At 76.0% G+C, this 12,072-nt stretch carries 9 protein-coding genes; 5 read left to right on the top strand and 4 right to left on the bottom strand.

Annotated elements, in window-relative coordinates; translation table 11 throughout:
- Window positions 1-68: 68 nt before the first annotated feature.
- Complete coding sequence (locus tag ACIA6B_RS20800; protein WP_396775508.1) at window positions 69-533, bottom strand: hypothetical protein; 465 nt, start codon at window positions 531-533, stop codon at window positions 69-71.
- A gap of 179 nt (window positions 534-712) precedes the next feature.
- Here ACIA6B_RS20800 and ACIA6B_RS20795 point away from each other — a divergent pair, with 179 nt between their 5' ends.
- Window positions 713-1,603: a virginiamycin B lyase gene (locus ACIA6B_RS20795; protein ID WP_396775507.1), complete on the top strand. Its 891-nt coding sequence runs from the start codon at window positions 713-715 to the stop codon at window positions 1,601-1,603.
- A gap of 12 nt (window positions 1,604-1,615) precedes the next feature.
- Here ACIA6B_RS20795 and ACIA6B_RS20790 read toward each other — a convergent pair whose 3' ends face one another.
- On the bottom strand, window positions 1,616-2,545 hold the full coding sequence (locus ACIA6B_RS20790) for an LD-carboxypeptidase (protein WP_396775505.1): 930 nt from the start codon (window positions 2,543-2,545) through the stop codon (window positions 1,616-1,618).
- Window positions 2,546-2,610: 65 nt separating this feature from the next.
- Here ACIA6B_RS20790 and ACIA6B_RS20785 point away from each other — a divergent pair, with 65 nt between their 5' ends.
- Together ACIA6B_RS20785 and ACIA6B_RS20780 are read left to right on the top strand one after the other, a co-directional pair.
- Entirely contained in the window at window positions 2,611-3,378 is a 768-nt protein-coding gene (locus tag ACIA6B_RS20785; RefSeq protein WP_396775503.1) for a type 1 glutamine amidotransferase, read from the top strand.
- A 1-nt stretch (window position 3,379) separates the two neighbouring features.
- A complete protein-coding gene (locus ACIA6B_RS20780; RefSeq protein ID WP_396775501.1) occupies window positions 3,380-6,412 on the top strand; it encodes a bifunctional [glutamine synthetase] adenylyltransferase/[glutamine synthetase]-adenylyl-L-tyrosine phosphorylase in 3,033 nt (1,010 codons plus the stop codon).
- A gap of 74 nt (window positions 6,413-6,486) precedes the next feature.
- Here ACIA6B_RS20780 and ACIA6B_RS20775 read toward each other — a convergent pair whose 3' ends face one another.
- Window positions 6,487-8,118, bottom strand: a complete 1,632-nt coding sequence (locus tag ACIA6B_RS20775) for a hypothetical protein (RefSeq protein WP_396775499.1) — start codon at window positions 8,116-8,118, stop codon at window positions 6,487-6,489.
- 45 nt (window positions 8,119-8,163) lie between these two features.
- On the opposite strand from ACIA6B_RS20775, the gene mptB (ACIA6B_RS20770) reads away from it, so the two are divergent.
- Window positions 8,164-9,567 carry a polyprenol phosphomannose-dependent alpha 1,6 mannosyltransferase MptB gene (gene mptB, locus ACIA6B_RS20770; RefSeq protein ID WP_396775497.1) on the top strand — a complete coding sequence of 468 codons (1,404 nt, stop codon included), beginning with the start codon at window positions 8,164-8,166 and terminating at the stop codon, window positions 9,565-9,567.
- Window positions 9,568-9,578: 11 nt separating this feature from the next.
- A complete protein-coding gene (gene mptB / locus ACIA6B_RS20765) occupies window positions 9,579-11,042 on the top strand; it encodes a polyprenol phosphomannose-dependent alpha 1,6 mannosyltransferase MptB (RefSeq protein ID WP_396775495.1) in 1,464 nt (487 codons plus the stop codon).
- A gap of 98 nt (window positions 11,043-11,140) precedes the next feature.
- Here the strand turns inward: mptB (ACIA6B_RS20765) and glnA are convergent.
- A partial coding sequence (glnA, locus tag ACIA6B_RS20760) for a type I glutamate--ammonia ligase (protein ID WP_396775493.1) occupies window positions 11,141-12,072 on the bottom strand: 932 nt, incomplete at its 5' end.

Here is a 12,072-nt window from a genome sequence, read left to right as displayed (position 1 = left end):
CGTGGGTGGCCCCGCCGGGGCCGGCCGGGAGGGAGGTGCGGCCGGCGAGGGGTGGCGGGGCCACCGGGTCACTTGCCGCCCTGGCCGTGCCAGCCGCGGTGGTCCATGCCGGGGCCGCCCGGACCGGGGAAGACGCCCGCCTCGGCGGCCTTGAGCACCGCGTCGGCCTGCTCCCGGGTCAGCTTGCCGTCCTCGACGGCCTGGTCGAGCCGCTCCTTCAGGGCGGCCTGCCGGTCCTGCGCCGACGGCGGCGTCGGCCGCTCCGGCCGGTCCGCCTGCCGCTGCTCGCGCAGCTTCTCCAGCGCCGCGGTGACCTTGTCGGCCGGGACACCCAGCTCCTTGGCGAGCGACTCGGCGAACTCGGCCTGCCGGTCGGCGTGCCGCTGCTGGCGGTCGCCGCCCTGGTCGCTGCTCGTGCTGGCGCTCGGCTTGTTGTCGTCGGCGAGCGCCACCGTCGGGGCGGCGATCCCGACGGTGAGCACGCCGGCGGCGGCGAGGCCGACCAGCAGGCGCTTCCGCGTCGTGCGGATCATGCGGTTCTCCTTCTCGATGGTGGTGCGATGACGTCACCGACAGTGACGGCCGGAGCTGGGGGCAACCCGTGGCGACCCTGTCAGCGAGCTGGGAATCGGGGCGAGAATACGGACAAATGCGGTTGCGGCCTCGCGGCGACATGGGAAGGCTGGGCCGAATCCCGACGAAAGGCCACCCCATGACACAGCCCGTCATCCGCGAGGTCGCGCTCACCGGGCCGGGCTCCGGCCCGTACGCGATCACGGTCGGGCCGGACGGCGCGCTCTGGCTGACGCTGGCCGGCTCCGGCGGCGTCGCCCGGCTCAGGCCGGACGGCGCGGTGCGGACCTTCCGCACGGACCCGCCGGAGAGCCGGCCGCTGATCATCACCACCGGCCCGGACGGCGCGCTCTGGTACACCCGCTCCGGCGACCACCGGCTCGGCCGGCTCACCGTCGACGGCAGGGGCGGCTCCGTCGCGCTGCCCCCGGGCTGTGCCCCGTGCGGCCTGGTCACCGGGCCGGACGGCGCGCTCTGGTACGCCGGCATGGGCGACGACACGGTCGGCCGGGTCACCGCCGACGGGGAGGTCAGCACGGTCCCGTTGCCGGTCGCCGAGGGCTTCCCGTCAATGCTGGCGGTCGGGCCGGACGAGGCGCTCTGGCTGACGCTCAACCGGGCGAACGCCATCGCCCGCATCGGCCTCGACGGGTCGGTGACGGTGCATCCGCTGCCCACCGACGCGGCCGGGCCGGTCGGCATCACGCGGGGCGGGGACGGCGCGCTCTGGTTCGTCGAGATCCTCGCCGGTCAGGTCGGCCGGATCACGCCGGACGGGCGGATCGACGAGTTACCGCTGCCGGACCGGGCGGCCCGGCCGCACGCGATCGTCGCCGACCCGGCCGGCGGCTGCTGGTTCACCGAGTGGGCCGCGAACCGCCTCGGTCACGTCGCGCCCGACGGCACGTTCACCCACCACGACCTGCCCACCCCGAACTCCGAGCCGCACGGCCTCGCGGTCACCCCCGACGGCTCGGTCTGGGTCGCCCTGGAAACCGGCGCGGTCGCCCACCTGACCCCGCCGGCCTGACGAGGTGACGGGTCAGCGGACGGCGGGAGTGACCGTGAGGGTGTCGGCGCTGGTGTCCAGGACGGCGGGGGTGCCGACCGGGACGGTGAGCTGGCCGGGGCCGTGGCCGATCGGGAGGCCGCCGAGGACCGGGACGCCGAGGTCGCCCAGCCGGTCGGTGAGCACGTCGACCACGGTGGTGTCCCAGTCGTCCGCGCACTCGGTGAACTGGCCGACCGCCACGCCGGCGAGCCCGGCCAGGGCACCGCAGCGGCGCAGGTGGGTCAGCATCCGGTCGATCTTGTACGGCGGTTCCTGCACCTCCTCGACCAGCAGGATCGCACCGGTCAGGTCCGGCATGTCCGGCGTGCCGATCGACGCGGTGAGCAGGCACAGGTTGCCGCCCAGCAGCCGACCCTCGGCCCGCCCGGGCACCCGCACCGGGTGCGTCTCCTCCGCCTCGACCGCCGCGACCGTCACCGGTTCCGTGGTCATCAGCGCGGCGTGCAGCGACTCCGCCGAGCGGATCGGGGTGCGCTCGTCCCGCCAGGCGGCGCCCGGACCGTGCACCCCGACCAGCCGGGCGCCCCGCCAGAGCGCGAACTGCAACGCGGTGATGTCGGAGAAGCCGGCCACCACCTTCGGGTCGCGGCGTACCGCCGCCATGTCGATCAGGTCCACCACCCGCTGCGCGCCGTACCCGCCCCGGGTGCAGAGCACGCCCCGGATCTCCGGGTCGGCGAACGCGGCGTTCAGGTCCGCGGCCCGCAGCGCGTCGTCGCCGGCCAGGTAACCCCGCCGGGCGTACGCGTTCGGCGCGGGCACCGGCCGCAGCCCCCAGCCGGTGAGCAGTTCGATGCCGCGGGCCACCCGATCGGGCCGGGTCGGGCCGGACGGCGACACCAGCATCACCGCGTCGCCGGGACGCAGGACCGGTGGGCGCAGGCAGTCGTCGGTGGGCACGACGCGAGCCTAGTGCCGCCGAGCCGGACCGTCCGGTGTCGGGCGTACCGGCTAGCCTCGACGTCGTGGCGACCGCGCTGGTGATCGAGAACGACCCGACCGACGACCTCCGCCGACTGGGGGAGTGGCTCACCGAGGGGGGTCTGGAGCTGCGCGTCCTGCGCCCGCACGCGGGCGACGCGCTCCCCGCCGACCTCGACGGGTACGCCGCCCTGGTGGTGCTCGGCGGCGACCAGCAGGCCTATCCGCTGGCCGACGACAGCCCGGGCGCGCCCTGGTTCCCGGCGCTGGAGGGGCTGCTGCGCAAGGCGGTCCGCCACCGGCTGCCCACGCTGGCGATCTGCCTGGGCGCGCAACTGCTCGCCACCGCGCACGCCGGTCGGGTGGAACGCAGCCCGTCCGGGCCGGAGGTCGGCCCCACCGTGGTCGGTCGACGCGACGCCGCCGAGACCGATCCGCTGTTCCGCTTCGTGCCGCTGATGCCCGACGTGCTCCAGTGGCACGCCGACGAGATCACCGAGCTGCCGCACGGCGCGACGCTGCTCGCCGCGTCCACCCGCTACCCGCACCAGGCGTTCCGTCTCGGCGACCGGGCCTGGGGGTTGCAGTTCCACATCGAGTGCGACACCGCGATGATCGCCGAGTGGTCGCGCGACTCGGCCACGCTCGCCGAGCTGGGCTACGACCCGGAGCTGGTGGTGGCCGCGTGCGACCGGGCGATGGCCGACGTCGAGGAGGCCTGGCAGCCGTTCGCGGTCCGGTTCGCCGCGCTCGCGCTCGGCGAACTCGGCGACGACAACCCGCGCCGCAGCCTGCCGCTGCTCGGGGCGTGAGGTGAGCCGGCCGGCCCGCGGGCGCCTGGCCCGCTACGGCTTCGCCGAGAGCGACACCGGTCCACGCGCCGTCGACCTGCTCGGCCCGGACGGGCTCGGCCTGTGGCGGCCGGACACCCAGGAACCCATCGACGACCGGGCCGTCGAGCTGCTCACCGCGCTCTCCCGGGCCGCCGACCCGGACCTGGCGCTGCGCCAGCTCCACCGGCTCGTCGAGGCGGAACGGCAGCACGGCGACGAGGTCGCCGTCCGCGACGCGCTCGCCGCCGACCCCGGCCTGCGCCGCCGGCTGGTCGCGGTGCTCGGCGCCTCCTCGGCGCTCGGCGACCACCTGGTCGCAAACCCCGGGCAGTGGGCGGTGCTGGCCACCGAGCCGGACGGGCTCGCCCCGACCGCCGACGGGCGGCTCGACCTGACCGCCGCCGCCAAGCTGACCACGCTCACCGGCGCGGTTCCGCTGCTGCGGCAGGCGTACCGGTTGGCGCTGCTGCGGATCGCGGCGGCCGACCTGACCGGCGGGCGCGGCCTGGAGCAGACCATGGCCGCGCTGTCCGGGCTGGCCGACGCCACGCTGGCCACCGCCTACGACATCGCGGTCGACGAGCTGCCCGAGGGCACCGCCCCGCCCCGGCTCGCGGTGGTCGCGATGGGCAAGTGCGGCGGCGACGAGCTGAACTACGTCTCCGACGTGGACGTCATCTTCGTCGCCGCCGGTGACGACGACCTGACCGCCGCCACCCAGGTCGCCACCCGGCTGATCGGGATCTGCGGGCTGGTCGCGTGGCCGGTCGACGCCGCGCTGCGCCCGGAGGGCAACCGGGGTCCGCTGGTCCGCACGCTCGCCAGCCACCTGGCCTACTACAAGCGCTGGGCCCGCACCTGGGAGTTCCAGGCGCTGCTCAAGGCCCGCCCGGCGGCCGGTGACCTGGCGCTGGCCCGGGAGTGGATCGCGGCGCTCGCCCCGCTGGTCTGGACCGCGGCGGAGCGGCCGGAGGCGGTCTCCGACGTCCGGTCCATGCGCCGCAAGATTCTCGACAACGTGCCGCCGAAGGAGCTGGAACGCGAGATCAAGCGCGGTCCGGGCGGGCTGCGCGACATCGAGTTCGCCGTCCAACTGCTCCAGCTCGTGCACGGTCGCGGCGACGAGTCGCTGCGCGTGCCGGGCACTCTGCCGGCGCTGCGCGCCCTGGTCGCCGGCGGCTACGTCGGCCGCGCCGACGGCGAGGCGCTGCTGCGCGGCTACCGTTTCCTGCGCGCCGTCGAGCACCGGCTCCAGCTCCAGGGCCTGCGCCGCACGCACACCGTGCCGACCGAGCCGGCCGCGCTGCGCTGGCTCGCCGCCGCGCTCGGCCACGCGGCCACCCCGGGCCGCAGCGCCGTCGAGGAGTTCCGCGCCGAGTGGGTCACCCACGCCACCGAGGTACGCCGACTGCACGCGAAACTGCTCTACCGGCCGCTGCTGGAGTCGGTGGCCCGGGTGCCGGCCGAGGGGCTGCGGCTCACCCCGGAGGCGGCCCGGCACCGGCTGGAGGTGCTCGGCTTCGCCGACCCGGCCGGGGCGCTGCGGCACCTCCAGGCGCTCACCGGCGGCGTCAGCCGCACCGCCGCGATCCAGCGCACGCTGCTGCCGGTGCTGCTCGACGAGTTCGCCGACGCCCCGGAGCCGGACCGCGGCCTGCTCAACTACCGGCAGGTGTCCGACAAGCTGGGCAGCACCCCGTGGTATCTCCGCCTGCTGCGCGACTCCGGCCCGGTCGCGCGCCGGCTGGCCCGGGTGCTCTCCTCCTCCCGGTACGCGGCCGACCTGCTGGCCCGGGAGCCCGAGGCGCTGCGGCTGCTGGCCGAGGACAGCGAGTTGACCCCGCGTCCCCGGGAGACGCTCGTGGCGGGCTTCGTGGCGGCGGCGGCCCGGCACGACGACCCGGTCGAGGCCACCCGGGCGGTCCGCGCGCTGCGCCGCCGCGAGCTGGTCCGGATCGCCGCCGCCGACGTGCTCAGCCGGGCCGGGTCGCTCGCCCCGCTCACCCCACGCCCGCCGGGCGGCGGGGCACGCCGTCCCACGGTGGTGGACGTCAGCGCGGTCGGCACCGCGCTCTCCCACGTCACCGACGCCACGCTGGCCGCCGCGCTGCGCGCCGCCCGGGTCGCCCAACCCGGGCCGCCGGGCCTGCGCTTCGCCGTGATCGGCATGGGCCGGCTCGGCGGGTACGAGTCCAACTACCTCTCCGACGCCGACGTGCTGTTCGTCTACGACCCGCCGCCCGGGGCGGACGAGAGCGCGGCCGGGGCCGCCGGCGCCGCCGCGCACGCGATCGCCGAGGAGTTGCGCCGGCTGCTCTCCGCGCCGGCGCCCGACCCGCCGCTCGGCGTCGACGCCGACCTGCGCCCGGAGGGCCGGCAGGGCCCGCTGGTCCGCAGCCTGGCCGCGTACGCGCAGTACTACGCGCGCTGGTCGAAGGTGTGGGAGGCGCAGGCGCTGCTGCGGGCGCGGTTCGTCTGCGGCGACGACGACCTGGGCGCCGAGTTCGAGGCGATGATCGAGCCGGTGCGCTACCCGGCCGACGGGCTGAGCCGCGAGCAGGTGGTGGAGATCCGGCGGATCAAGGCGCGGGTGGAGACCGAGCGGCTGCCCCGCGGGGCCGACCCGGCCACCCACACCAAGCTGGGTCGGGGTGGGCTCGCCGACGTCGAGTGGGCCGTGCAACTCCTCCAGCTCCGGTACGCCGGCCGGCTGCCCGCGCTGCGCGGCACCCGTACCCTCGACGCCCTTGCGGCGGCCCGCGAGGCCGGCGTGCTCGACCCGGACGACGCGGCCGAGCTGGCCGCCGGCTGGACGCTCGCCGCGCAGGTCCGCGACGCGCTGATGCTGGTACGCGGCCGGGCCGGTGACCAACTGCCCCGGCACGGGGTGGAGTTGGCCGGTGTGGTGCGCCTGCTCGGCCACGAGGACCCGGGCGAGTTCCTCGACGATTACCTGCGCACCGGCCGCCACTCGCGCGCCGTCGTCCAGCGCATCCTCGAAGCTCCCCTCTGAGGTGAAAGGCGGGGCCCCCATTAACGCCTGAGGTATGGGCGGGGCCCCCTCCTAACCGCTGCGGCGGCCGGCGGTCAGCCGGTGAGCGTGTAGGTGCCGGGGCGGGGCACCGTGACGGTGAGCCAGTCGCCGTCGGGGGAGAGCGTGGCGCCGCCGGTGACGGACAGCCAGCGGTCGTGGCGGACCCGGACCGGCACCGGACCGGCGACGGGAGCCCGGAACGTGACCGAGGCGCCGTCCTGCCGGACCAGTTCACCGGGCGGGCCGACCAGCGGTGTGGGGTCGGCGACCGCGTACAGCCGCCAGTGCCGGTCCGACCAGACCTCGGTCAGGTACGGCTGCCCGGCGGTCACCAGCTCCGCCTCCGGCCGCCCCACCCAGGACAGTTCCGCGTCCGGCACGGCGACGTACTGCACCGCGTTGTCGGCCAGCCAGGCCCGGTAGCTGTCGGCGGTCAGCGGGACGCCGGTGCCGGCAGCGCCCGGCACGGTGGTGAAGAACAGCGGGTTGCGGTCGATGTCGGCCTGCCGCAGCCAGCCCCGGGCCAGCGGCACCTCGCCGAGGCGGGCGGCCTCCCAGTAGTTGCGGGTCGGCGGCACCTCCACCCGCCCGGTGAGCCCGCGCCGGGCCAGCTCCGCCCGCAGCGGCGCGAAGTACGCCGGATCGACCGTCGGGTCGTCGGCGCTGCGCAGGTCGGCGGTGACCACCGGCGGCTGCCACCAGCAGACCACCGCCAGCAGCGCGGCCAACCCGACCGCCCCGGCGGCCCGGGGCAACCCACGCCCGACCGCCTCGCGTCCGGCGAACGCGCCCCGGCGGTCGGCGGCGGGCGACAGCCGACCGGCCAGGCCGCGCGGCAGGGACGCGGCGGCGGCCAGCACCGGCAGCGCGAACATCACCACCAGGCGGGTGGCGTTCAGCCCGACCGGGGTGGACAGCAACGCAGCCGCCAGCACCCCGGCCGCGGAGAGCAACGCGCCCACCCGCACCGGCCGGTACGCCACCAGCGCCGCGACCAGCAGGCTGGTCACCACCGCGTGGACCGTGTCCGCCCGGCTGATGTTCATCCAGCCGCCCTCCCCGAACAGCAGCCCGGTCACCGCGAGCGGCCCGGCCGCCGGCACGGCGAGCAGCAGGCCGTCGGCGTACCGCCGGGTGAGCAGCAGCGCGACGCCGGCGAGCCCGACGAACAGCCCGGCCACCGGGCTGGCCGCGGAGGCGAGCAGCGCGGCGACGGCGACCGTCGCGGCGCGCATCCGGTTGACCCGGGCGGTCACGTCGGCGGGCAGCGTCAGGGCGAGCAGCGCGGCCAGCCCGAACGTGACGCCGAGCGCGTAGGTGACCCGGCCGGAGACCAGGTTGCCGGCGATCGTGACGACCCCGACCAGGCTGCCGAGCAGCGGGCGGGGCACCCGGAGCCGGACCAGCAGGGCCGCGAACGCGGTGGCCGACGCGAGCAGCGTGAGCGCGCCGGTGGGGCGTACCCCGAGCAGCGCCATCAGCGGCGGCGAGACGAGGCTGTAGCCCCACGGGTGCACGCCGCCGTACCAGCGCAGGTCGACCAGGGCCGGCCCGTGCGCGGCGAAGAAGCCGGCGCGCGCCACCTGGGCGGACAGGTCCGACCCGGTGGCCGGCAGGACGAGGAGGAGCACGGCGAGGACGAGCGCCGACGCGGCGGACACCGCCACCACCCGACCGCCCCGCATGCCCACCTCCTGATCGCGAACCACCGTACTGGCAGCATTACGAGGGTGTCTCACCACCTCTCGCGCTGGACCGGCCTGGCGGGCTCGGTGCTGCTCGCCGTGGCCGCGTACGTCGGCGGCGCCCTGCCCGACGGCGAACTGCGCCCCACCCCGGTCAGCATCTGGCAGGGCCCGGACGGGCCGCTGATCATCGGACTGTGGTTGGCCGGCACCGCGCTGCTGGCCTGGGCGTGGTGGTCGTTGCGGAACCGGGTGCCCTCGGCCAGGTGGGCGTTGGTGACCGTCGCGCTCTGGATGCTGCCGATGCTCGTCGCCCCGCCGCTGGGCAGCCGGGACGTCTACGCGTACGCCTGCCAGGGTGCCAGCTTCTCGGCCGGGATCAACCCGTACGAGCAGGGCGTGTCGGCGCTGCCCTGCCCGTGGCTGGACACCATCTCGTACATCTGGCGGGACACGCCGGCGCCGTACGGCCCGCTGTTCGTGCTGATCGCCGGCGCGGTGGTCAAGGCCACCGGGTCGCTGTGGGGCGCCGTGGCGCTGTTCCGGGCGCTCGCCGTGGCCGGGGTGGCGCTGACCGCCTGGGCGCTGCCCGCGCTGGCCCGCCGCTGCGGGGTGCCGCCGAAGCGGGCGCTCTGGCTGGCGCTGGCCAGCCCGCTGGTGCCGGTGCACCTGGCCTCCGGGGCGCACAACGACGCGATGATGGTCGGCCTGCTCGTCGCCGGGCTGGCCGTGGTGGCCAGCCGGCCGGGCCGCCCCGGGCCGCTGCTCGCCGGCGGGTTGCTGCTCGGCCTGGCCGCCGGCATCAAGGTCACCGCGCTGGTGGTGGTGCCGTTCGCGGCGCTCGCCGCGGTCGTCGGGCCGTACCGGATCCGGACGCTGGTCCGCGACGGCGGGTGGGTGGTCGGCGGCGCGCTGGCCGCGCTGGCCGGCGCGACGCTCGTGGCCGGTCTCGGCCTCGGCTTCATCAGCGGCCTGGAGCAGGGCGGGCTGGTGGTGGCCTGGACCTCGCCGCCGACCGCGGTCGGGCAGACCGTCGGCTACCTGCTGGCGCCGTTCGGCGTGCACGTCGACGCGCTGCCGGTGACCCGGGCGATCGGCATGGTGGTGCTGGTCGCGCTGCTGGTGTGGCTCTGGTTCCGGGCGTGGCGCCGGGGCGGGCCGGTCTGGTACGCGGCGCTGGCGCTGGTCGCCACCGTCGCGCTCGCCCCGCTGTTCCACCCCTGGTACTGGCTCTGGCCGCTGGCCGTGCTCGCCGCCACCGCCCGCCGTACGCGCTGGTTCTCGATCGTCACTGTGGTGTCGTCGTTCCTGGTGCTGGCGGACGGGACCGGTTTACCCCGGTACACCAAGATGCCGGGTGCGCCGCTGATGACGCTGTTCGTGATAGGGCTGATCGTGTGGTTGGTACGGTCGGCCCGGAAGGGGCGGCAGCCGGTTCCGGTGGAGTGAGGAGTGTGCCGGTGAGCGAGCCCGACGCGCCGGTGCGGCCGGTGGCCGCCGCGCTCGCCCGGTACGCCGGACTTGTCGGCGCGGTCCTGCTCACCGCCGCCGGCTGGCTGGGCGGGGCGCTGCCCGACGCGCCGCCGCGTACCACGCTCGCCGGTCTCTGGCAGGCCCCGCACGGGCCGGTGACGCTCGCCTGCTGGCTGGTGGGGACCGTGCTGCTGGTGGGCGCCTGGTGGTCGCTGCGCTGGGGCGCCCCGTCGGGCCGGTGGGCGTACCTGACGGCCGGGCTCTGGTCGCTGCCGCTGCTGGCCGCGCCGCCGCTGGGCAGCCGCGACGTCTACTCGTACGCCTGCCAGGGCTGGACCTGGACGCAGGGGGTCAGCCCGTACCGGGTGGGGGTGGCGGCGGCCGGCTGCCCGTGGGCCGGTTCGGTGTCGCCGATCTGGCGGGACACGCCCGCGCCGTACGGGCCGTTCTTCGTGTTGTTGGCCGGGCTGGCGGTGCTCGCCGGCGGCGGCCTGGTCGGGGCGATCGTGCTGTTGCGGCTGGTCGCGGTGGCCGGGGTGCTGCTGGTCGCCGCTGCCCTGCCCGGCCTGGCCCGAGCCGCCGAGGTGCCGGCCCGCCGCGCGGCCTGGCTGGTGCTGGCCTGCCCGCTGGTCGGGGTGCACCTGGTGGCCGGTGCGCACAACGACGCGCTCGCGCTCGGGCTGCTCCTGCTCGGGCTGCTGGCGCTCGTTCGCCGGCCGGGCACGCCGCGCGCGCTGCTGGCGGCCGGCGTGTTGCTGGGTCTGGCGGTCGCGGTGAAGGCGGTCGCCGTGGTGGTGCTGCCGTTCGCGGCGCTGGCCGCGGTGTCCGGCCGGCACACCTGGCGGGCGCTGCTGCGCGACGGTGGCCGGCTGGCCGCGGCGGTGCTCGGCACGCTCGTCGTCCTGTCGCTCGCCACCGGCCTCGGGTTGGGCTGGGTGGACGGGCTCGGCCGCAGCGGCGACTCGCAGCAGTGGACCTCGCCGCCGACCGCTGTCGGTTTCGTGATCGACTACGCCGGTGAGGCGGCCGGGCGTGACCCGCACGCCGTGCCGGTGACCCGGGTGGTCGGGCTGGTGCTGCTGGTCGGGCTGCTGGTGGCGCTCTGGTGGTGGGTGTGGACGGCGCTGCGCCGGTCCGGCGACGACCGGCAGCGGATGACGTTGTTCGGGGCCGGGCTGGCGCTGGCCGCCACCGTGCTGCTCGCCCCGGTCTTCCACCCCTGGTACGCGGTCTGGCCGCTGGCCCTGCTCGCGGTGGCGGTGGTGTCACCGGCCCGGACCGTCTGGTTCGTGGCGCCCTGCGCGGTGGCGTCGGTGCTCACGCTGCCCGACGGCACGAACCTGGCCCGGTTCACCAAGGCGCCCGGCGCGGTGCTGATGACGGTGCTGGTGGTGGCCGGCGTGGTGGCCGGCGTCCGGGCCGGCCTGCGCCGCCGGCACCTGCCGCGCTGACGCCGGCCCGCCAGCGGAACGGCCGGGCCGGCAGCGGAACGGCCGGGCCGGCCCCGCGGAAGGCGGAGCCGGCCCGGCCGGTGCTGACGAGCGTGTGCTCAGCAGTCGAAGTACATCGCGAACTCGTGCGGGGTCGGGCGCAGGCGCACCGGGTCGACCTCGTTGGCGCGCTTCCAGTCGACCCAGGTGGAGATCAGGTCCGGCGTGAACACGCCGCCGTCGAGCAGGTAGTCGTGGTCGGCCTCCAGCGAGTCGAGCACGGCCGACAACGAGCCGGGGACCTGCTTGACGTCGCCCCACTCCTCCGGGGGGAGGTCGTAGAGGTCCTTGTCGATGGGGGCCGGGGGTTCGATCTTGCTCTTGATGCCGTCGAGGCCGGCCATCATCATCGCGGAGAAGGCGAGGTAGACGTTGGCCGAGGGGTCGGGGACGCGGAACTCGACGCGCTTGGCCTTGGGGTTGCTGCCGGTGACCGGGATGCGGGTGCAGGCGGAGCGGTTGCGCTGGGAGTAGACCAGGTTGACCGGGGCCTCGAAGCCGGGCACGAGGCGTCGGTAGGAGTTGACGGTCGGGTTGGTGAAGGCCAGCAGCGAGGGGGCGTGGTGCAGCAGGCCGCCGATGTACCAGCGGGCGGTGTCGGACAGGCCGGCGTAGCCGGTCTCGTCGTAGAACAGCGGCTCGCCGTTGAGCCAGAGGCTCTGGTGGGTGTGCATGCCGGAGCCGTTGTCACCGAACAGCGGCTTGGGCATGAACGTGGCGGTCTTGCCGCCGGCCCAGGCCTCGTTCTTCACGATGTACTTGAAGAGCTGGAGCTGGTCGGCGGCGTGCAGCAGCGTCGAGAACCGGTAGTTGATCTCGGACTGGCCGGCGGTGCCGACCTCGTGGTGCGAGCGCTCCACGGTGAAGCCGGTGTCCACGAGCCGCCGCACGATCGAGTCGCGCAGGTCGGCGTAGTGGTCGACCGGGGGGACGGGGAAGTAGCCGCCCTTGTAGGCGGTCTTGTAGCCGCGGTTGCCGCCTTCTTCGACGC

The organism is Micromonospora sp. NPDC051141, assembly GCF_044455765.1.
In the GTDB taxonomy this organism is placed as follows: Bacteria; Actinomycetota; Actinomycetes; order Mycobacteriales; family Micromonosporaceae; genus Micromonospora.
Note: the sequence above shows the minus strand (reverse complement) of the source record. Positions and strands in the feature narration are given on the sequence as shown.

What these genes read in the sequence shown, in the direction of transcription:
- ACIA6B_RS20800 (WP_396775508.1), bottom strand. Translation starts at nt 533, where the DNA reads ATGATCCGCACGACGCGGAAGCGCCTGCTGGTCGGCCTCGCCGCCGCC.
- ACIA6B_RS20775 (WP_396775499.1), bottom strand. Translation starts at nt 8,118, where the DNA reads ATGCGGGGCGGTCGGGTGGTGGCGGTGTCCGCCGCGTCGGCGCTCGTC.
- ACIA6B_RS20795 (WP_396775507.1), top strand. Translation starts at nt 713, where the DNA reads ATGACACAGCCCGTCATCCGCGAGGTCGCGCTCACCGGGCCGGGCTCC.